Here is a 19,699-nt window from a genome sequence, read left to right as displayed (position 1 = left end):
CGTCCGCTACGCTTACCCCCGTTCCACCTCGTGCGCCCCCGTAGCTCAGGGGATAGAGCGTCGGTTTCCTAAACCGTGCGTCGCAGGTTCGAATCCTGCCGGGGGCACCCACCACCTCGTACGCCGAACAGCCCCCACGCAGCTCCTCCGTCGCAGCTCCCACCCACCCAATCCGCGGCTCCTCCGTCGCCGCTCGCGGGCCGAGCTTCCGCCGGGCCGATCGGGTTCGCCGGCCAGTTCTTCGTGCCGTCCACGGCGCACAGCGATCCTGATCGGACACAGCCTCCACCGCGTCACCACTCTATGGAGTTGTCCACAGAAATCCTCACCGAGGCCAGTTTCGTCGCCAATCGCCGATCTAATCGGTGCCACGGATATTCGGAGGCGATGCCGAGAGGGAGATCTGGTCGATGAGGATCGTTGGAGTACTGGCTGGGCTTGGGTGGGTGTTGATCCGTTTGTACCGCTCACTCTGGTGGCGGCACCGGGAGTGGGGGTCGGCTGGTTACGCACTAAAGTGGGCGGGCGAAGTGGTCCGTGTGTAGTTGGAGCTAGGTGCCCGGTGGGCGGGAAGGAAATTTGTGGCTCAGCGCACCCGGAGACCGCTCGTGCTTGATGTTCTTGCTGCCGATCAGCCGTGGGAAGTGCCGGAGGAGTGGCTAGCTGGGGTTCGGGGGCAGCTCCGCGCCTGGGCCGAGGACTCGACCAGCCTGCGGCCGCCGCCGGGCGCTTTCCCGGACTTTGTCGACGGAACGCCCGCAGCGGTGTGGTTTACCCATCAGGTCGCCCCACTGCTCACCGGCTGGGTCCCTGTGCTCCAGGGCGAGTGCGCCGACATCGCCGCCGAGCTGACCCGGGACTTCCACCGGCCGTCTGTCCGGTACGGCGGCGCTGGGCACCTGGTCCAGGTCGCGGCTACCGACTGGCCGCTGCAGGCAGTGGCCGGAGCACGTGGCCTCCCTGAAGGGGGGCGACAGCAGGCGCTGCAGCTGTCCCGTGACGTGATGAGCCTGTTCGTCGACGCCCCACCCATGGCTGCCCGCGCCCAGGCTCTGACTGCCGTGTTTGACCGGGTACTAGGCGACCGCGATGCCACCCGGGCACACTGCACGGCCGACTACGAGACAATCGTCCAGCACTGGCGAACCGGCGTACTCAGTAACGCCGAGCGCGCAGTGCTCCCGGAACTGGCCGGCACCTCGTCAGCTCTGCAGTACTCGCTGGAGACGCTGCGGGACGCTCACGACAAGCTGTCGGCCGCTGTGGCGGATGACGACGCCCGGGACTTCCCGCACCTGCTGGCCAGGCTGATTCGGGCCACTGGGCTCGGTAGCCAGCCGCCGGCAGTGGGGCAGATCCTCGGGGTCGCCGGCTGGGATGTCGAGCATGCTCTCGCCGAGCTCAGGGACGGCTTCGACCCGCACGCCTGGGTGGCCCGCAACACCGAGTGGCTGGCGCGTGCGGTAGCCCAAGACCAGCAGGTGCTCGCGCGGTCGTGGGCGGCCGCGGCCACTCGTGTGTCGGTACACCTGGCCGGAGTACTCGAGAACGGGCCGTGGCCGGACCCAGAGGTCCCCGACCTGACCGCGTTCTTCCAGCTCCTCGACCGCGAGCGCTACACACCGATCCAGCTACCCAGCCAAGAGCCGGACACCAGCAAGTACGCCGAACCGCTGCCCGAGGCCCAGCCTGCGACCCAAGAGCTGCCCGAGCCTGCGGCCAGCGACGTACCAGAAGAAGCCATGCCTGCTGCTTCCGAGGCCGACGAGTCGGAGGCCCTGAAGCCAGAGGCCTACATAGGCGCGCAGGCTGAGCTGGAAGCGCTGATCGGGCTGGCGTCGGTCAAGGACTCGGTTCGCCGGATGGTGGCCGAGATCAAGACCAACCAGCGCCGCAGGGAGCTCGGCCTGCCGACCCAGGAACGCGCCCGGCACATGATCTTCGTCGGCAAGCCCGGTACCGCCAAGACCACCATCGCCCGGTTGCTCGCCCGGATCTACAAAGAGCTGGATGTGCTCGAGAAGGGCCATGTGGTCGAGGTCGACCGGTCCGACCTGGTCGGGTCCGCCGTCGGCCAGACCGCGCCGATGACGGCGGCCAAGTTCCGCGAGGCCATCGGCGGGGTGCTGTTCGTCGACGAGGCCTACACGCTGGTCCCGGAGAACACCCCGGGCGACTTCGGCCTCGAATCCATCGCGACGCTGCTGAAGATGATGGAAGACCACCGCGACGACGTCGTCGTGATCTTCGCCGGCTACCACCGCGAGATCCAGCGGTTGATGGAGTCGAACACCGGACTCGCGTCGCGGTTCCCGAAGCTGCTCTCCTTCAGCGAGTACGACACCGACCAACTGGTCGACATCTTCGCACTCCAGGCCCGGCAGAAGGGGATCATCCACACCAACGACGTGCTGGCCGCGGTACGCCGGGTCATCCCGCCGGCTCCCCGCGGCCACAGCTTCGGCAACGGCCGGTTCATCCGGAACATGCTCGAGGAGGCCATCTCCAACCAGGCGACCCGGCTCGCACTCCGCGACCCGGACAGCCTGACCGAGCGCGACCTGCGCGAACTCCTCCCCGAGGACATCAAGCCGGCCGCCTCCATGCGAGCCGAGGACTACCTCTTCCAGAAGCCCGGGACCTGAGTCACCAACCTGGTACACCAAAAAGCCCCACCGGTGCTGCGAACCGGTGGGGCCGTCGGGGACTGGCTTACTGCTGGTTGGGGCGGAGCTGGTCGGCGGCCTGGTCGACGATGCCGTCGGTCGGTACGTCGATGCCGGTCGCGCCGGCGAGCTGGTCGCCGGCGGTGTCGGCGTACCCCTGAGCGGTTTCGCCAACGCCCTGGGCGGTTTCACCAAGCCCCTGGGCAGCCTCTTCGCCAACGCCCTGGGCGGTTTCGGTGAGGCCTTCCGCGGATTGGGTGGCCTGGTCGGCGACGCCGCCGAGGTCCACGCCGGTCGCTTCGGTGACCTTGTCCGTGACTCCGCTCAGGTCTACACCGGTGGCTTCGCTGACCTTGTCGCCTGCGCCCTGTATCAGCTCGGTGGCCTTGTCCTTGAACTTGTCGAAGATGCTCATCTCATGACCCTTCAGTGGGTTGTCGGCATGGAGGGGAGCGGGCAGAACCACCAACTTAGCAACCGGGGCCAAACCCGCGCGGGCTGCTCATCGGCCCTTGGGTGACGACGGTTCGCGATATATCGTCGGATTATCGTGATGGCTCGGTGAGGAGTGGTTGTGATGACGGGATCGGCGTACATCGGCGGATGGCCCGGGTTCGGGCGGCGGGGTTGTTCGGGGTTCGAGGAAATCAAGGAAGAGTTGCTGGCCGCGATGACCGGCCGGCGGACGGCGCGAGGGCAGCAGGCGTTCGGCGGGCAGCATCCGTTCGGGGCCTGGGGGATGTTCGGTGGGCCCGGATTCGGTGGACCGCCGTGGGCCGGCCCGCGCGGGTTCAAGGGTCCGAAGGCCCGGCGCGGAGACGTGCGGGCGGCGATCCTCGCAGTACTGGCGGAGCAGCCGATGAATGGATACCAGATCATTCAGGAGGTTGCCGAGCGCAGTGGCGGAGTTTGGAAGCCCAGTCCGGGGTCGATCTATCCGACCCTGCAGCAGCTCGAGGATGAAGGCTTGGTGACAGCGGACGCGGCAACCGGCCGTCGGACGTTCACGCTGACGGATGAGGGTCGCACGTATGTGGCCGAGCATGCCGACGAGGTCTCGGCTCCGTGGGAGGCGATGTCGGCTCCTGCCGATGACGACGAGAACGGGCTGAAGCCGATCCTCGGGCAGGTGGCGACGGCGATGTGGCAGATCATGGCCGCGGGCTCGCCCGAGCAGCAGGCGAAGGCACGCGACGCAGTGATCACCTTACGGCGCACGCTGTACACGATCCTCGCCGACGACGAGCAGGACCGGTCATGAGCGAGCCGCTAGCTGTTCGGGGCGGTTCCCTTCGCATCGGTGATGCCGAGCGAGACGAGGCCGTGTCCTCGCTGAGTGAGCACTTCGTGGCCGGGCGGCTGACGCAGGAGGAGTTCGAGGAGCGCAGCAACCAGGCGACACAGGCCCGGTACGCCGATGAGGTGGAACTCCTGTTCGCCGACCTCCCCGACCTGACCGCTGCTCCGGCAGCGAACCACCGAGGCTTCAGGGCAGGCCATCCCAGACTCAGAACCGGCGGACCACCGCCGTTCTTGATGATCGTGCCGGTGCTGATGGTCGGCCTGGTGGTGTCAGCCGTAGTACTGGCTGCTCCGTGGCTCCTGTGGATGCTGTTCTGGATCGCCTTGTTCAGCGGCCCTGCTCGTCACCGTCACTGGCATCAGGGCCACCGCCGGGGTTAGGCGAACGGGTCCGCCGCCGCGGGATCTCCTCGGCCAGTTCGACGATGAAGCCGTCCGGGTCGGCCAGGTGCACCGTGCGGTGGCCCCACGGGCGGTCGGCCGGGCCGGAGAGGATCGTGGCGCCGAGGGACTCGACACGGCGGGCTGCCGCGTCGACGTCTTCCACCAGCAGCACGACCTCAGCGGCCGGGCCGGGCGTGACGGGCCGGCCGGTCAGCCACTCGGCGCGCCGTTGCTCATAGAGGGCGAAGCGCGTCCCCTCGGTACCGAATTCGGCGTAGCCCGCGTCGACGAAGCGAAAGGGCAGACCGATCACGTCCCGATAGAACGCGATCGACGCTTCGAGGTCGGCGACGTACAGGATCACGTACCCGAGCCGGTCCATGGTTACAACGCTACGTCTAGGCTCGGCCAGCATGAGCTCTTCGAGACCACGGCGCGCACTCCGGGCGCTGATCGTCACCCTGCTGATCCTGGCCGGCCTCGGCGTCGCCGCTGACCGGGTCGGTGAGTCGCTCGCCGAGGACCGGCTCGCGACGGCTGCCGCTGACGAGGCCGCCCAGTACGACGTACGCGCAGCCGACACGTCGGTGGAGATCGGTGGCTTCGGGTTCCTGCCGCAGGTGGCCAGGAGCGAGTTCGATCAGGTCACGCTGACGATGCGGGAGCCGACGATCGAGAAGATCCCGGCCGAGGATCTGACCGTGGAGATGAAGAAGATCCACATCCCGCGGGAGCTGCTGACCGGGGACACTAGTGCGGCAGTCACGGTGGAGAAGGCCGATCTCAAGCTGCGCCTGTCGCCGGCCGCTCTGGCGAAGCTCACCGCGAACACCAGCGGCATCGAGGCAATGAAGCTGCGGATCGTCGGCGGCAAGCTGGTGGCCCAGGTGACGGTCCGCGGCATGGACGCGTCCGCGACGGTCCTCCCCCAGGTACGGAACGGCCGGATCGTCTTGGTTGTCGACAAGCTCGCCCTGGAAGGCATTCCCGAAGCCCTCCGTGGCACGGTGAGCTCCGTACTCTCCCGCGGCATCGCCGTACCGAAACTGCCGTTCAAGGCCACCGTCCAACAGATCGCCGTCGAAGGCCAATCGGTCGTCCTCACCGCCACCGCCTCGAACCTGGAGCTAGCCGGCGCCTAGGCGTGGGCGGCAAGGGCTTCGATAGCCAAGGCAACGATCCACCGGCCTTCCCGAAGTACACGGTGAGGGGTGATGCTAGGCGGATGGGGATCGTTGGGCGGGGGCGCGAACTCGGGGCCTTGCGGGGCCGGCTGGAGCAAGCGCAGGCCGGCCGCGGCCGGGTGGTGATCTGCGGCGGCGAGGCCGGGATCGGCAAGACCCGGCTGGCGCAGGAGTTTGCCGGGAGCGCCTTGGCGACGGGCGCCGCGGTGGTGTCGGGGCGCTGCATCGAAGGCGAAGGAGCGCCCGCCTACTGGCCGTGGCGACAGGTGCTGAAGGGCCTCAAGGTCGATGCCGACGGCGTACTGGCGGGTGACGATCGGTTCCGCTTGTTCGAAGCGGTGACTGAGGCGATCGCAACGGCCGCGGGAGCCCAAGGACTGGTCGTGCTGCTCGACGACCGAGCGCTGGCCGATGCGTTGCACGCCAGACAAGAAGCCTGTCCGGGACCAGCGGGCCGGGCCGAAAGATTGCTGTTAGCAACAGAAATGCTCGACCTCGCCCAACGGACGGACAGTCCTCGCGCGGCGATGTGGGGCGAACTCTGGCGACTCGATGCCCTGATCGAGAGCGGCAGACTCGCCGCCGCGGCCGAGGAACTCCCCGCGCTCAAGGTCGCCGTCGACCGCGTCGGCGGCCCGGTCAGCGCCTGGCACCACGATCGCGTCGCCGCCTGCATCGCCCAGGCCCGCGGCCGGAACGCCGAGGCTGCCGCGCTCAGCCGGCGCGGATTCGAGCGGATGCGAGTAGTCGAGAAGGCGCCCGCGACCGGCGCACACGTAGCCCTGCTCGTCGCTCTGGCAGGCCATCTCGGGGTCAGTGAAGACATCACCAAACAAGCGTCCGATCCACCACCGCGCTTCGCCATGATGGCTCACCTGTCCCGCGCCTACCTCCAGACGTGCGCCGGCCTCACCCACGAGGCCGCCGCGTCGTACCGGCAAGCAGGTCCCATCGAAACCTGGTCGCTGCCCGCCTTCTTCGTCCTCCCCGGCTATGTGTACGCCGCCCTCGCCTGTGCCGGCATCGGCCGGTACGACGACCTCGAGGAACTCCTGCGACGGCTGGAACCCTTCCGGGGCGAACACGCCGCAGGCAACGGAGTCGCCTACATGGGCCCGATCGAGCTGACTCTCGGCCGCGGCGCCGCAGTACTCGGTCGGCTGGATGACGCCATCGAGGACCTGACCGCGGCCGTCCACCAGGCCGACTGCGCCGGTGCACCTGGGTTCGTCGCCGAAGCGCAGTACCACCTCGCACGAGCCCTGCTCGACCGCAACCAACCGGGCGATCGTGCCCGCGCCGAGGCCCACGCCCAGGACGCGGCCCGGCTGGCCGACTCCCTCGGCATGACCGCCTACCAGGACAAACCACTGATCACCCGTACTGCGTTGAGCACCCGCGAAACCGAAGTCGCCGCCTTGGTCGCCGACGGCCTCACCAACAAGCAGATCGCGGCCAAGCTCGTCATCTCCGAGCGCACCGCACAGAACCACGTCCAGCACATCCTGACCAAACTCGGCTTCGCTACCCGCAGCCAGATCGCGACGTGGGCGACTCGCGGTGGTTTTGAGTACTCCGATGAGTGATTCGGCGGATTCGCGATCGGCGGCTGATTCCTAGCGTTACTCGTGTGGCCGGGACCCGGCCGCCCGAGCAGAGGAGCCAGTCATGCAATGGATCGCAGTCGCCACCCCGCCCTACGCCTCGATCGACCAGTTCGACCAGGTGATGGAGCACATCGGTACCGAGCCGGAAGGCCTCGAAGCCCGCTACGCCGGATCGTCGGAGGACGGCCTGCGCGTCGTCACGTTGTGGGAGTCGAAGGCGCACGCCGACCGCTTCTTCGCCGAACGCCTCGGCCCGGCGCTGGCCAAGGCCCTCGGCCCCGAACCGTCGGGCGCTCCCGCGGTCCTGGGCATCGACGTGGCCCGTACCTATACCCGCTGAGAGTGCTCTTGCTCGAAGAGCATTGCCGTCGTACCGGCGTCGACGAAGAGTTCGGCGCCGGTGATGGCCCGCGCGTCCGCTGAGATCAGGAAGGCGACCGCGTTGCCGATGTCGATCGACTCGATTGCCGTCGGCAACATCTGACGGTTGGCGACGAACTCGTCGAGCAGATGAGCGTTGCCGCGACTCTCGACCGCACCCGGATGGACGATGTTGCAGCGGATGCCGCGCAGTCCGTAGTCCCGCGCGATCCCACGAGTCAACGCGGCCAGCGCCGCCTTCGTAGCGGCGTACAGGGTGAAGGTCTCGGCCGCACCGGCCGCGTGGACGGACCCGATGTTGACGATGCTGCCGCCACCGTTCGCGAGCATGACCGGCAGTACTTCCTTGACGCACGTCCAGGGCCCGCGGTAGTTGATCGCATGCAACCGATCGAACTCCTCGGGCGTCGCCTCGGCCCCATCCTTCCGCAGCCCGACACCGGCACTGTTGACCAAGGCATCGATCCGCCCGAACTCAGCCACGGTCGCCGCCACAACCTCCCGCACCGACTCCGCATCCGTGACATCAAGCCCCATCGGTACTGCGACCCCACCGGCCGCCCGCAACTCCTCAACCACCGCCTCAGCAGCCGCCAACTCCCGATCGGCAACCACCACGTCCCACCCCTTACCCACCAACGCCCGGCAAATCCCATTCCCGATCCGCGGCCCTCCCCCACCAGTCACAATGCAAACGCTCATCCCAACACACCCCTTCGCCGATGGTCCCTGCCATCCTGCCCGAGGGTGTGGCTGTACCGACCGACAGGAAGTAGTCGGCCGTTCGGCCGGGCGCCACGCTCACGGGAGGGGCGCCCGGCCGCAGTACGGGGACTACTTCCTGTCGGTCGGGACGGCTACTGGCCGGAGAAGGTGAAGGTTGAGCCTGGTTCCTTGGTGATGTCGCCGTCGCGGGAGTTGGTGATGGTGACGCTGGAGAGGTTGGCGTTGCCTCGGGCGCCGCCCATCGCGAGGATGCCGGAGCCGTTGTTCGACTTGTCGATCCGGACGTTGGTGATGGCGACGTTCGGCATCTCGCCGCCGCCGGTCTTGAACTGGATTCCGTCGTACGTCGAGTCGGAGATGTCGGTGTCGCGGATGGTGACGCCCGGGATCGGCAGGTTGGACGGGAAGAGGGTGATCGCGCCGAACTCCTGGTCCTCGTTCCAGAACGCGCCGCCGCAGCGGTACAGGCCGTTGTTCGCGATCAGCGTCGTGCCCGAGAACGGCAGCGGGTCGTGGTCGGTCGCGAGCATGATGCCGGGGTAGTTCATCGTGTCGTAGATCAGGTTGTTCTCGATCTTGTTGCCGTAGCCGCCGTAGATCGCGATGCCGTTCGCGCGCCAGGGCAGCTGGACGGTGTTGTTGGTGAACGAGTTGTCATGGCCGATGTCGACCGACTGGTCCTTCACGTACTTGTTCGCCCAGACGGCCAGCGCGTCGTCTCCCGTCGTACGGAAGGACGAGTTGAAGACCTTCGAGTTCCGCGAACCGTTACTGAAGTTGATGCCGTCGGCATAGGTGTCGCGGATCCGCATCCCGCTGAACTCCAGTCCGTCGGCCGGGCCCCACAGCTCCTGGATGTTGTCGTAGTCGCGGCCGACCCAGGCGCCGACGTTGGCATGCTCGATCCAGACGTTGGTGATCTTGGTGCCGGTACCGAACCGCCCGTTCAGCGCGACGCCACCCTCGGCGTTGCCGTCGCCGCCGCGGATCCGGCCGGACCCGAAGATCGCGATATCCGAGATCTGGGTGTTCTTGTCGATGTCGAAGCCGAAGTTGCCCTCGTGCGGGTGGTTGATGCCGCCCGCGTTCTGCGGCTCGATCGTGGAGTAGAGCTGCGAATGCCACATGCCCGCGCCGCGTACGGTGACGTTGCTGATCCCGACCTGGTTGAACTGCCCCCGGTTGAGCGGGTCGTCGGTGAGGATCTTCTTTTCCTGCCGCCATTGGCCGGCCGGGATCCAGACGCAGCTGATCACGCCGTTCTGGTCGTCGGAGACGGCCCGCTGGATGGCGTCCGCGTCATCGATCCCGTCCCCCGCGACAGCGCCGTACTGCGTGATGCTGGTGCAGCCCGCCGGTTGACTCAACGGCGCGGCCACCTGCTCGAGGTCGATCGTGTCGATGATGTAGAACGCCGCGGTGTCACCCGAATCGCGCTGCAACTTGAACTTCGTGCCCGCCGGGTAGGACTGGGACAGCAGCGCATGCGACTCGTCGAACAGCCGCCGGGCGTCGCCACCGGGCGTGTTCGTCAGGGCCTCGGGTCCGTCGCTGTTGCCGTAGAGCCAGCTGTGGCGCGACGACAGGTTGAGCTTCTGCGCGAACGTGCCGTTGATGTAGAGGCTGATCGTCGCCTCCAAGCCCTGGCCGTTGGCCGAGTCCGGGATCGAGTTGCGGACGACGATCGAGTTGGACTGGTTGGCCGAGGTGAACTCGACGAACTGGCCCTGGCTGTTCAGCCGCACCGACGACCGGCCGGACGACTCGGTGGCGAAGTTGGTGTGGCCGAAGGTCCGCAACTGGTCGGTGACCAGCAGGGTGCCCTGGTAGTTCGCGGCCTCTGCCTCGTACGAGATCCACGGAACCGCCGCGCCTCGTCCGACCACGATCGATCGGGTGAAGACGTTGTTGGTTTCGTTCGTCTCGGTGACGGCGTTGGTCGCATCCGCCGTCGCGGTGAGAGTCGCTCCACCGCTGGTGGCAGTCCAGCTTCCGCTGATGGCGACGTTGGCGGTGGCGCCGGCCGCGATCGCGCCGGTGCTGCCGTTGAGAGTGGTGCTGCCGACCGTCAGACGCGTAGTACTGGCGGCGGCTGAGGACGTGCCGCGGTTGTTGACCGCGACGGTGAAGGTGACCGGGGCGCCGACTGCCGGGTTGGGCGGGTTGGAGGTGATGCTCAAGACCTGCAGGTCGGGACCGGGCGCCTGCGCAATCACCAGTTGCGTAGGCGCGGTGAAGGTGTTGTTGGCGTCGTTCTGCTCGACGATCGTGTTGGTCGGGTCGACGGTGGTGGTCACGCTGTAGGTGCCTTCGGCCCGGGTACCCGCGTTGACGGAGACTGTGGTCGAGGCGCCGGCGGCGAGTGCGCCCACTGCGGCGGTTCCGACGACGGTGCCGCCGAGGTTGAAGTTGGCGGTGGTCGCGCCGGACGCGGCGGAGCCGATGTTCTGGACGGTCGCGGAGAGCGTGATCGGGGTGCTCTCACTCGGCGAGGCGGGGGTCCAGGTGGTCGAGGTTACGACCAGGTCCGGGTTCGGCGCCGGCGTACCGATCACCTGTAGTTCGGCGACCTGAGCACCGGGAGCGCCCGTGTTGCTGAAGACCTGCAGCCGTACTTCGGCGACGCGGCCTGCGACCGGGATCTCGACGGTGTTTCCCGAGGCAGGGTTGAAGTCGTAGTTCGCGCGCGCTTTCAGGGAGGTGAAGCCGGTGGCGCCCTGGTCGCGGCCGAGCACCTCGATGCTCTGGGTGCGCGAGCCCCAGATCTGGTCGGGGTTGAGCTTGACGACGACCGAGCTGACGTCGGCGTTGGCGCCGAGCTTGACGGTCAGCGTGGCCGGGAAGCCGTTGGACTCCCAGTAGCTGCCGACGTTGTTGTCGTTGGCGTTGGTCGCGACGAAGCTGTGGACCGATGAGGAGGCCTCGATCGGCTTGCCGTTGGCCAGGTTTGTGCCGTCCGACTCGCCGTTGCGGCGGACCCGGTTGCTGTCGCCGGACTCGTTGCCGGCGGCGTCGCGGGCGCGGACGTAGTACTCGACGGTCGCCGACGCGGGCTGCGATTCGGTGAAGGTGAGCACGTTGCCGGCGACCGTGGTGACGGCGGCGTTGTTGCGGTAGACGGTGTAGCCGGTGACGCCGATGTTGTCGGTCGACGCGGTCCAGGCGAGGCGGATCTGGCCGGAGGTGGGCTCGGTCAGCGCGAGGTTGCCGGGCGCGGTCGGTGCCTGGTTGTCGCCGCCTGTGTCTGGCCCGTAGAGCTCGAACTCGGACAGTTGGCCCGCCGCCCAGCCGGTGTTGCCGGTGATATTGAGCCGGACGTACCGGGTGGTCGCCGCCGGGAAGGTGATGGTGACGGTGTTGTTGCTCGCGGGCGTGAAGTTGTAGCCGGCGCTCGCCACCAGATCGGAGTACGACGTGCCGTTGGTGCTGCCCTGGACGGTGAGCGTCTGGGTGCGCGCGCCCCATGGGGCGGGCAGCTTGAGCACGAGCCGGTCGACGGCGACGGAGCTGCCGAGGTCGGCGCGGATCCACTGTGGGAAGGCGTTGTTGGAGCTCTCCCAGTACGAGTTCTGGTTGCCGTCGCCGGCGTTGCCGACCGGGTAGTCCCCCAGCGAACTGTTGGCGGTCAGAGTCTTGGTCAGGACCGCCGTCGCGGCGGCGGAGGCGCCGGTCGGCACGAGACCGATGACGATCAGGGCGGCGGCGAGCAGGGCTGCGATCAGCCGTGGGGGCTGCTTGCGTTTCATGAGAGTCCTAAGGGGCGGGGGGACGGTGGACCTAATCGCCGCCTCAAACCTGCGAAGCACTCTTAGTAACTTGCGCGACTCCTGCAAGTTTTTTGCGAGACGGTAGCCAAAGATTGCAGCCACGCTCACCGTTCGTCAACGCCTCACCACCCCCAACCCCAAACAACCCGCCCCGGCTCGCCCCTCCGAGGGGTTAACCCCTCGGAGGGTTTTGCCCCCGATCCGGGACATTTCCTCCGCAACCGGCGAGAGGTGATCGACCTTGGGCACGGGCTGGGCGTCGTACGGCGAGTTGGGTGCCTGGCCGGTGCGCAAGGTGGCTCGGGGTGGTCAAAAGGTGGCGAATGGTCGGGTGCCGTCGGTCGGCGAGGGCCGAGATGGCGGGAACCAGAGCTCGGCCACCACCCGGCCGGACGTCACGCCGAAGGGTTGGCGACCACGAGAACCCGTTGAGGCGCGATGCCGGGAGGGGTCCGGACGCCCGTGCATACCCGTCCCTGGTCGGCAAACGCTTCCCTCGGCGTGTCGGGGCATCGGGGCCGGGGTGGGTATGCGCAGCCGTCCGCGGCTTCGGTACGGCGGTCGCATGGTCGAGCGGCCGACCAACTGATTCCGTGCTTGCCCGCCGGTCGGACTCGGCGAGCACCTCCCCGGACCATTGGCTGACTGGCTTGGGGCTAACCCGTCGGTGTGCCAGGGGGCGAAAGGGAGGTGAGGTGGGGGTCTGCGTGGTTGCGGAGTTCGGCGGTGGCCAGGTGGCGGGCGACGCCGGCCAGGAAGCCGGCCAGTTGGATTCGGGGGTCGGTGCGGGAGTCCAGCATCGTCAAGCCCAGCAGGGGTTCTGGGCTTGGAGAGACCGTCCGCAATAGAGCACCGACCTGCGCGACGCGGTACGGCGTGAGCGCGCTCTGCTCGTCGTGGAGGTCGAGCGCGAGGCTGGTCCCCGCGGCGTACGACGGTTCGCCGATGAGCAGGTCGACCAGCCGGGTGACCGTGAAGTAGGTCTTGTCGGTGAGGTGCACGGTCGCCCGGCCGGACAGGGTGCCGAGCAGCCATTCGACCGCGAGGCATAGGGCTCCCTGAGAAGGAAAAGACTGCACGCTTGAGGGACCCGGCGCGAGGCGGGGTCGTCGATCACGCGGAGGTTGCGCGGATCAGAAAGCGGCAGCAGCCTTCTCAGCAGACATGCACCCATCATCGACGGGCCCGGCGGGGAACCGCCACCCGGTTTCGTCAGGGTTTGCGGGCGAGGCCGGCCAGGATCAGGTGGCTGGCGCCACCGGGGGCGACCACCGGCGCGGGCCACCACTCGCCGAGGCTGACCAGCCCCGGGTCGAGCAGTTCGAGACCGTCGAAGAGTGAGGCGATCTCGTCCGGCGTACGGAAGGTGACGGCCTTGAAGCCGACCCTCAGCTTGTCCTCCACCCCGGTCGCGAACTCCGCCCGCCGGCTCCCGTCCCGCGGGTTGCACGGGTGCGTGAGCGCCAGGAACGACCCCGAGGGCAGCGCGTCGAGGTACCCGGTGACGATCTCGCGGGCCTGGTTGGTGTCCCGGATGTGGTGCAGCACGAGGCACTGGATCACCGCGACCGGCTGGGTGAGGTCCAGCGCGTCGGTGACGACCGGATCGGCGAGCACCGCGGCGGGGTTGGTGAGGTCACCGGCGGCGAAGAAGCTGCGCCGGTCGTCGGCGAGCAGCGCCTGGCCGTGCCGGATCACCGTCGGGTCCTTGTCGAGGTAGACGACCCTCGCCTGAGGATTCACCCGGGCCGCGATCTCGTGCGTGTTGTCCGAGGTCGGCAGCCCGGAGCCGAGGTCGAGGAACTGGACGACGGCCGCCTCGCGGAGCAGGCGCTCGACCACCTCGGCCAGCCAGCGCCGGTTCGCCTGGAGCAGCTCGGGCATTTCCGGCGCGACCTTGAGGACCTGCTGGGCGAGCTGCCGGTCGGCCTCGAAGTTGTCCTTGCCACCCAGCAGGAGGTCGTACACCCGGGCGTCGCTCGGGCGCTGCATGTCGACGTCCGGCGCGAACCTGCGCCTGCCGTCAGCACCCTCGTCCATTTCCACCGCCCGGAATCCGAAAATCGCAATTACCGGAGGCTATCGCAGCAATTCGCTCCGTACACCGCCAGCACACCCTCACCGGCGATCTGCCCGCCAACTGCCCCGACCTGCCCCACGGAACCGCATTCCACCCGACCCCGTCGGGAACCACCTTGGGTGGATGAACACAGAGAGGGCGTGCCGCACAGACAAACTGCTGGATGAAAGGGAGCGCGGATGCGCCGGACAACGACCGGACCGGGCCGGTGATAGGCCTTCAGCCCGGGCAGTATGGGCAGACCATGGCAACCAGCACCGACCGCGCCTTGTGGTTTCGCGCCGCCGAGGGCGACGCGGAGGCCTTCGCGCAGCTCTACGACCGGCATGCCCGGGCGATCTACAACTTCCTCTACCGTCGCACCGCTTCCTGGAGCGACGCCGAGGACCTCACGTCGGCGGTGTTCCTGCACGCCTGGCGTCGGCGCGCGGAGGTCCAGCTCGATCGCGACTCGGCGCTGCCCTGGCTGCTCCGTACGGCGGACTACACCGTCCGCAACGAGTGGCGTTCGAAGGCGCGCTATCGCCGGGCAGTCGCCGCCGCGCATCTCCTCGTCTCCCATGAGCGGGACCACGCGGACGAAGTCGCCGGCCGTCTGGACGACGACCAGCAGATCCGCCGGGCCAGGACCGCACTCCGCAAGCTCCCCAAGCAGGAGCAGGAGATCGTCGAGCTCTGCATCTGGGCCGGACTCGACCAGCAGGCCGCTGCCGTCGCGCTGAACGTCCCGCTCGGCACCGTGAAGTCCCGCCTCTCCCGAGCCCGCAAACACCTGCGCGAGCTCACCCCCGTTTCAGCCGTGGAGAACCAGTCATGAACAACCTGAGCACCCCTCCGCCGGAGTACGATCTCCGGCCCTCGACCCGCGATCGTCAGCGCGACGAGCTGATCGCCATCGTCGGACACGAGTCCCACGAAGGAGAACCCCGCCGCCGTTTCGTTCCGCTGGCCGCAGCCGCGGCAGTACTGGCCCTGACCGCCGGACTCGCGATCGGCGTACCGGCGCTGCGGAACCAGGGCAGTGAGCCGGCGGTGAACGGGCCGTCTCGCGGGCCTGCCGTCGAAGCGCTCAACGAGGCCGACAAGGCGCGTTACGGGAAGGACTGTGCGGAGAAAAACCAGCACCAGAAGCCGGGCCTGCCCCCTCAGGTCGAGCCGTACCAGGTGGTCGACGCCTTCAGGTTCCCGAAGGCGAGACCCACCACCCACACGGCCACTTGGGTCGTGGTGCATACCAAGCTCGACGGATGGAGCGTCTGCGGCATCGACAGTTCCGGCAAGATCCTCCAAGGGCTCACCTTCGGCCAGGACCAGACGATGTACCGCGCGTTGGAGACCTACATAGTCGGCGCTGGTCCCTACGACAAGTCGATCGCCCGCATCACGATCAACGTCGGCACCAGGCCGCCCATGGAGGCAGTGCTTCGCAACGGGTTCTACTTCGCACCCGTCCCGTACGTGCGGGTCCGTGGTCCGCACTCCCCCTCGACCGCCATCCCGGTGGTCGCGCGCGGCTACGACGCCGCCGGCAAGCTCGTCTACACCAGCCCGCGGACCGACGGAGAGTTCCACGGCAACCGCAACGCCTGCTACGTCGATCCCAATGGCAAGCTGGTCGCCTGGATGAGTGACAACCCGCGTCCCGATCCGAAGACCTGCAAGCGCAGCTACATCTGGAACTACCTGCCGCGATGAGTTTTCGCCCGCTCGCTCGTCTTGATGGGAAACCGGCGAGCAGTGGGAGGAACCATGGCGAAGGTGCTGTATGCGGTGACGATGTCGCTGGACGGCTACATCGCGGCGCGGGCGGGGACATCCAGTGGATGACCCCGTACCTCGGGCCGAACCCCGAGGTGGCTGACCTGATCGGGCGGATCGGGCCGCTGCTGGTGGGACGCCGGTCAAGCTCGAACGCCTCAGCGCAGCCCAGATGCCAATGGCAACAAACCTGTGGTTCCGGGTGGTCCAGTAGAGGCTCGTACTACGAGGCGTGGGACCAGGGACTGCTGACGGCGGGGGGCGGCGGGGTCGGCCAGGCGGGCTCGTAGGAGTTCTACTGCGACTCGTCCGACCTCAAGTTTTGCAGGGGAAACGGCGGTCAGTGGTACTTCGGACAGGTCGGCGACCTCGTCGTCATAGCTGATCACCGACAACTCCCCCGGTACGTCGATGCCGCGGGCAAGTGCCGCGTTCAGCAACAGGGTCGCTTCGCGGTCGGCGAAGCAGAGCACCGCCGTCGCCTTCTGGCGCAGCATTTCGTCGAGGAACTCGTCGACGCCCGCGCTGGTCCAGCGATCGCGGGATTCCATCAGAACAGGAACATCGCCGAGGCCGGCGCGGATCTGCGGGGCGGTGTGCGGGCTGACGCGTTCCAGATAGGCGATGCGGCGATGTCCCAAGCCATGCAGGTGTTTGAGCGCCGCTCGCGCACCCGCCGCGTGGTTCGAGCCGACGAACTCGTGCAGCGTCGCGGGATCCTCCAAGCCTCGCTCGACCAGCACGATTGGCAGCTCCAGGTCCTCGAGTTCCGCCAGCCCTGACGGCCCATCGGGCGCGAGGATCAGCCCTGCGACTCCGGCCCCGATCAGCCCGTCGATGGCCAGCCGCTCCTCGGCCGAGTCCCACTCCGTACTGCGCAACAGCATCTGCGCGCCGTGCTTGGCCAGCTCGCGCTCGATCCCGACGATGATGCGCGGGTAGTAATACGTCATCGACGGCACCGCGACGCCGATCAGCGGTCCCGTCTCGTTGCTCGCGATGTACATCCCGGAGCCCTGCCGCCGGTAGACCAGCCCGTCCTGGACCAGCAGGTCGACCGCCCGGCGCACAGTGTTCAGGCTGACGCCCTGCTCGCCAGCCAACTGCTGTTCGGTCGGGAGCTTCCCACCCGGCCAGCGCAGCTCCGAGATCCCGCGCCGCAACTCCGCGGCGAGATGCCGGGCCTTCTGCCCCCGCACAGCCTCCGACGCACTCACGGCGCCGACTCTACTGCCCCGTCCTCCGGAAATTCATTAGCATGAATCCATTGACGCAAGGAATGACTTGCCACAGACTCATGCGAACAGCACTCCTCAGTGATCCGCCTCTCTGAAGGAACCGCCATGCTGAACCGCCGTACGTTCCTGGCCGCCGGTACCGCTACCGTCGCGGCGATGCACCTCGGAGTCCCGACCGCCACAGCTGCTCCCGCTGACTTCGCCGCGTTGCGCGCCAAGTGGGCGGCCGATCTGACCGGTGGCGCGTCGCTCGACCCGGCCGACCCCGACTACGCCGCCGCCCTGACTCGCCTCGACAACGCAGCCAGGGCCTCGCTCGCCAAGCTCGATCGCTCGACGACCCGCACGGCCGTCTTCACCGACTACCCGCTGACGGTGGACCCGTCGATCGCCAACACCTACGTCCGGCTGGAGCAGCTGGCGACCGCCTGGGCCACGCCCGGTTCGGCGTACCACTCGAGCCCGTCCCTGCTCGCCGACCTCCAGGCCGCACTGGAGTCGATGTACCAGCTGATCTACAAGCCCGGCACGGCCGAGTTCGGCAACTGGTGGTCCTGGGAGATCGGCGCCACCCGCCCACTCGCCAGCACGATGGTCCTCCTGTACGCCGAACTGGCGCCGGCCGCGCGCGAACGGTACTGCGCGGCCATCGACCACTTCGTCCCCGACCCGTACTGGATGTTCCCGCCGGCGCGCAGAGTGCTGTCCACCGGAGCCAACCGGGTCGACCTCTGCCAGGCGATCATCGTGCGTGCGCTCGTCACCGACGACGAGGCCAAACTGACCCACGCCCGGGACGGTCTCAGCGACACCTGGCAGTACGTGACGAGTGGCGACGGCTTCTACCGGGACGGCTCGTTCGTGCAGCACACCTGGGTCGCCTACACCGGCACGTACGGCCACGTCCTGCTGAGCGGGATCGGCAAACTCCTTGCCCTGCTGGCGAATTCGCCGTGGCAGGTCACCGACCCGAAGCGGCAGATCCTGTTCGACTCGGTCGCGAAGGCCTATCTTCCGGTCGTCCACGACGCACGGATGATGGATTTCGTCCGCGGCCGCGCCGTCTCGCGCCACAACGCCTCCGATCACAACGACGGCTACACGGCAGCTGAGGCGATCCTGCGTCTCGCACAAGGTGTCGACACCACGCTCGCGACCCAGTGGCGATCCGCGGTGGCCGGCTGGCTGCAGCGCGATACCTTCGGCAACATGTTGTCAGGGGCAACCATTCCGCGCGTGGCACTGGTGAAGTCGCTGCGCGGAGTGACACCGGCCTCCGAACGCGACGGGCACACCTTGTTCGCGAGCATGGACCGCTCAGTGCACCGCCGCTCCGGCTGGGCGTACTCGATCTCGATGGCCAGCCGCCGGATCGCGTACTACGAATCCGGCAACGGCGAGAACGAGCAGGGCTACCACACCGGCTCCGGCATGACCTACCTGTACGACAAGGACAACGGCCAGTACGCCGATGCCTTCTGGCCGACTGTGGATCGCACCCGGCTGCCCGGCATCACAGTGGACAAGCTCCCGCTGCCACCGAAGGCCGGCGGCGAGTGGGGCGCGGCCCGCCCGCCGACAGCGACCTGGGTCGGCGGCAGCACCCTCGACGGCTACGCAGCCGTCGGGCAAGAGCTGGAGGGGCCTGTCTCTCCCATGCGCGCCCGCAAGTCCTGGTTCTGCCTCGACGAGTACGTCGTAGCGCTGGGCGCTGGGATCACTGGCAGCAGTGGCTATCCCGTGGAGACAGTGATCGAGAACCGCAACCTCCACAGCGACGGCACCAACGCCTTGACCGTGGACGACGTCAACCGTGTCCCCGCGCTAGGTGACTCGGCGACGGTCGGCAACGCCCGCTGGGCCCACCTGGACGGCGTCGGTGGCTACGTGTTCCCGAGTGGGTTGGCCCTGCAGCTCCGACGCGAGGCACGGACGGGTTCCTGGCGTGACGTCAACACGGGCGGTCCCACTACCGCGATCACTCGCCGCTACGTGACCATGTGGCTCGACCACGGCACCGACCCATCCGGAGCGGCGTACAGCTATCTGCTGGCACCGGGAGCCTCTGCTGCGCGGACCAAGCAGCTCTCCCGCTCCCCCGGCATCCTGGTACTGCGAAACACGGCGACAGCTCAAGCTGTGCTCCACCCGTCGCTAGGGCTGACGCTGGCCAACTTCTGGAAGCCCGACCGAGTGGGAGACCTCCAGGCGGCGACACCGTGCTCGGTGATCCGGCGAGTCCGCGGGCGAGACATGGAGCTGGGCATCTCCGATCCGACGCAGCTGGCGACCACTGTCCGGCTGACGATCATGCTGCCCTCACTGCAGGTGGTGAAGGCCGACCCAGGCGTCACCACCCGTCGCGCAGGCCGCAGTACCGAGGTGACCGTCGACGTCACCGGTGCAGCCGGGTCGACCCGCTACGTCACCCTGCGGTTCTAGGAGCCTGCTGAACAAGGGAGGTTTGGGGGCGGGAAGCGCGGGAGGGGCCTGTGTGTGCGGTGGTGGGTCGGTTCGCTGGGGTCGGTAGCGTGGTTGTTCTTCGCGCGGATGCGGTGATGGGGCGTGTGAGCGGCGCTTGGGGGCTGTGGACAGGTCCCGGGGGG

The 19,699-nt window shown here is 68.0% G+C and carries 16 protein-coding genes and 1 tRNA gene; 10 read left to right on the top strand and 7 right to left on the bottom strand.

The window, feature by feature from the left end; translation table 11 throughout:
- Positions 1 to 34: 34 nt before the first annotated feature.
- Both A3ES_RS0141145 and A3ES_RS0141140 read left to right on the top strand, forming a co-directional pair.
- A tRNA-Arg gene (locus A3ES_RS0141145) sits at positions 35 to 107 on the top strand.
- A gap of 501 nt (positions 108 to 608) precedes the next feature.
- A complete protein-coding gene (locus tag A3ES_RS0141140) occupies positions 609 to 2,645 on the top strand; it encodes an AAA family ATPase (protein WP_020392688.1) in 2,037 nt (678 codons plus the stop codon).
- A 67-nt stretch (positions 2,646 to 2,712) separates the two neighbouring features.
- Here A3ES_RS0141140 and A3ES_RS50230 read toward each other — a convergent pair whose 3' ends face one another.
- Positions 2,713 to 3,081, bottom strand: coding sequence for a hypothetical protein (locus A3ES_RS50230; RefSeq protein WP_020392687.1), 369 nt, complete (start codon positions 3,079 to 3,081; stop codon positions 2,713 to 2,715).
- A 162-nt stretch (positions 3,082 to 3,243) separates the two neighbouring features.
- Here A3ES_RS50230 and A3ES_RS0141130 point away from each other — a divergent pair, with 162 nt between their 5' ends.
- On the top strand, positions 3,244 to 3,927 hold the full coding sequence (locus tag A3ES_RS0141130; RefSeq protein ID WP_020392686.1) for a PadR family transcriptional regulator: 684 nt from the start codon (positions 3,244 to 3,246) through the stop codon (positions 3,925 to 3,927).
- Positions 3,924 to 4,349 (top strand): DUF1707 SHOCT-like domain-containing protein, encoded by a 426-nt coding sequence (locus A3ES_RS0141125; RefSeq protein WP_020392685.1) that lies wholly within the window; start codon positions 3,924 to 3,926, stop codon positions 4,347 to 4,349. Before A3ES_RS0141130 ends, A3ES_RS0141125 begins: the two co-directional genes overlap by 4 nt.
- Here the strand turns inward: A3ES_RS0141125 and A3ES_RS50225 are convergent.
- On the bottom strand, positions 4,297 to 4,734 hold the full coding sequence (locus tag A3ES_RS50225) for a VOC family protein (RefSeq protein ID WP_020392684.1): 438 nt from the start codon (positions 4,732 to 4,734) through the stop codon (positions 4,297 to 4,299). The genes A3ES_RS0141125 and A3ES_RS50225 overlap by 53 nt on opposite strands.
- A gap of 31 nt (positions 4,735 to 4,765) precedes the next feature.
- On the opposite strand from A3ES_RS50225, the gene A3ES_RS0141115 reads away from it, so the two are divergent.
- From A3ES_RS0141115 to A3ES_RS0141105, 3 genes are all read left to right on the top strand, one after another.
- Positions 4,766 to 5,494, top strand: a complete 729-nt coding sequence (locus A3ES_RS0141115; protein WP_020392683.1) for an LmeA family phospholipid-binding protein — start codon at positions 4,766 to 4,768, stop codon at positions 5,492 to 5,494.
- 83 nt (positions 5,495 to 5,577) lie between these two features.
- Positions 5,578 to 7,122 (top strand): LuxR C-terminal-related transcriptional regulator, encoded by a 1,545-nt coding sequence (locus tag A3ES_RS50220; protein WP_020392682.1) that lies wholly within the window; start codon positions 5,578 to 5,580, stop codon positions 7,120 to 7,122.
- Positions 7,123 to 7,204: 82 nt separating this feature from the next.
- Positions 7,205 to 7,483, top strand: coding sequence for a hypothetical protein (locus A3ES_RS0141105; protein WP_020392681.1), 279 nt, complete (start codon positions 7,205 to 7,207; stop codon positions 7,481 to 7,483).
- On the opposite strand, the gene A3ES_RS0141100 is transcribed toward A3ES_RS0141105, so the two are convergent.
- The 4 genes from A3ES_RS0141100 to A3ES_RS0141085 form a co-directional block, all read right to left on the bottom strand.
- The gene (locus A3ES_RS0141100; protein ID WP_026163675.1) at positions 7,471 to 8,226 is read right to left on the bottom strand and encodes an SDR family NAD(P)-dependent oxidoreductase; all 756 of its coding nucleotides are present in this window, start codon (positions 8,224 to 8,226) and stop codon (positions 7,471 to 7,473) included. The two genes, A3ES_RS0141105 and A3ES_RS0141100, sit on opposite strands and share 13 nt — an antisense overlap.
- 155 nt (positions 8,227 to 8,381) lie before the next feature.
- Positions 8,382 to 11,996 carry a CARDB domain-containing protein gene (locus tag A3ES_RS0141095; RefSeq protein ID WP_020392679.1) on the bottom strand — a complete coding sequence of 1,205 codons (3,615 nt, stop codon included), beginning with the start codon at positions 11,994 to 11,996 and terminating at the stop codon, positions 8,382 to 8,384.
- A gap of 677 nt (positions 11,997 to 12,673) precedes the next feature.
- Positions 12,674 to 13,096 carry a hypothetical protein gene (locus A3ES_RS0141090; protein ID WP_157631028.1) on the bottom strand — a complete coding sequence of 141 codons (423 nt, stop codon included), beginning with the start codon at positions 13,094 to 13,096 and terminating at the stop codon, positions 12,674 to 12,676.
- Between the two features lie 133 nt (positions 13,097 to 13,229).
- The gene (locus tag A3ES_RS0141085; RefSeq protein ID WP_020392677.1) at positions 13,230 to 14,057 is read right to left on the bottom strand and encodes an SAM-dependent methyltransferase; all 828 of its coding nucleotides are present in this window, start codon (positions 14,055 to 14,057) and stop codon (positions 13,230 to 13,232) included.
- Positions 14,058 to 14,341: 284 nt separating this feature from the next.
- On the opposite strand from A3ES_RS0141085, the gene A3ES_RS0141080 reads away from it, so the two are divergent.
- Together A3ES_RS0141080 and A3ES_RS0141075 are read left to right on the top strand one after the other, a co-directional pair.
- Positions 14,342 to 14,914 (top strand): RNA polymerase sigma factor, encoded by a 573-nt coding sequence (locus A3ES_RS0141080; protein ID WP_020392676.1) that lies wholly within the window; start codon positions 14,342 to 14,344, stop codon positions 14,912 to 14,914.
- Positions 14,911 to 15,792 carry a hypothetical protein gene (locus tag A3ES_RS0141075; RefSeq protein WP_020392675.1) on the top strand — a complete coding sequence of 294 codons (882 nt, stop codon included), beginning with the start codon at positions 14,911 to 14,913 and terminating at the stop codon, positions 15,790 to 15,792. Before A3ES_RS0141080 ends, A3ES_RS0141075 begins: the two co-directional genes overlap by 4 nt.
- A gap of 221 nt (positions 15,793 to 16,013) precedes the next feature.
- On the opposite strand, the gene A3ES_RS50215 is transcribed toward A3ES_RS0141075, so the two are convergent.
- Positions 16,014 to 17,072, bottom strand: coding sequence for a GntR family transcriptional regulator (locus A3ES_RS50215; RefSeq protein WP_020392674.1), 1,059 nt, complete (start codon positions 17,070 to 17,072; stop codon positions 16,014 to 16,016).
- A 126-nt stretch (positions 17,073 to 17,198) separates the two neighbouring features.
- Here A3ES_RS50215 and A3ES_RS0141065 point away from each other — a divergent pair, with 126 nt between their 5' ends.
- Complete coding sequence (locus A3ES_RS0141065; RefSeq protein ID WP_020392673.1) at positions 17,199 to 19,535, top strand: polysaccharide lyase 8 family protein; 2,337 nt, start codon at positions 17,199 to 17,201, stop codon at positions 19,533 to 19,535.
- Positions 19,536 to 19,699: the final 164 nt, after the last annotated feature.

Source organism: Kribbella catacumbae DSM 19601 (genome assembly GCF_000372465.1).
Taxonomy (GTDB): domain Bacteria; phylum Actinomycetota; class Actinomycetes; order Propionibacteriales; family Kribbellaceae; genus Kribbella; species Kribbella catacumbae.
Note: the sequence above shows the minus strand (reverse complement) of the source record. Positions and strands in the feature narration are given on the sequence as shown.

Coding starts and splice junctions, on each gene's coding strand:
- A3ES_RS0141065 (WP_020392673.1), top strand. CDS start 17,199: ATGCTGAACCGCCGTACGTTCCTGGCCGCCGGTACCGCTACCGTCGCG.
- A3ES_RS0141085 (WP_020392677.1), bottom strand. CDS start 14,057: ATGGACGAGGGTGCTGACGGCAGGCGCAGGTTCGCGCCGGACGTCGAC.
- A3ES_RS0141095 (WP_020392679.1), bottom strand. CDS start 11,996: ATGAAACGCAAGCAGCCCCCACGGCTGATCGCAGCCCTGCTCGCCGCC.
- A3ES_RS0141125 (WP_020392685.1), top strand. CDS start 3,924: ATGAGCGAGCCGCTAGCTGTTCGGGGCGGTTCCCTTCGCATCGGTGAT.
- A3ES_RS0141100 (WP_026163675.1), bottom strand. CDS start 8,226: ATGAGCGTTTGCATTGTGACTGGTGGGGGAGGGCCGCGGATCGGGAAT.
- A3ES_RS0141115 (WP_020392683.1), top strand. CDS start 4,766: ATGAGCTCTTCGAGACCACGGCGCGCACTCCGGGCGCTGATCGTCACC.
- A3ES_RS0141130 (WP_020392686.1), top strand. CDS start 3,244: ATGACGGGATCGGCGTACATCGGCGGATGGCCCGGGTTCGGGCGGCGG.
- A3ES_RS50220 (WP_020392682.1), top strand. CDS start 5,578: ATGGGGATCGTTGGGCGGGGGCGCGAACTCGGGGCCTTGCGGGGCCGG.
- A3ES_RS0141080 (WP_020392676.1), top strand. CDS start 14,342: ATGGCAACCAGCACCGACCGCGCCTTGTGGTTTCGCGCCGCCGAGGGC.
- A3ES_RS0141105 (WP_020392681.1), top strand. CDS start 7,205: ATGCAATGGATCGCAGTCGCCACCCCGCCCTACGCCTCGATCGACCAG.
- A3ES_RS50225 (WP_020392684.1), bottom strand. CDS start 4,734: ATGGACCGGCTCGGGTACGTGATCCTGTACGTCGCCGACCTCGAAGCG.
- A3ES_RS50230 (WP_020392687.1), bottom strand. CDS start 3,081: ATGAGCATCTTCGACAAGTTCAAGGACAAGGCCACCGAGCTGATACAG.
- A3ES_RS0141075 (WP_020392675.1), top strand. CDS start 14,911: ATGAACAACCTGAGCACCCCTCCGCCGGAGTACGATCTCCGGCCCTCG.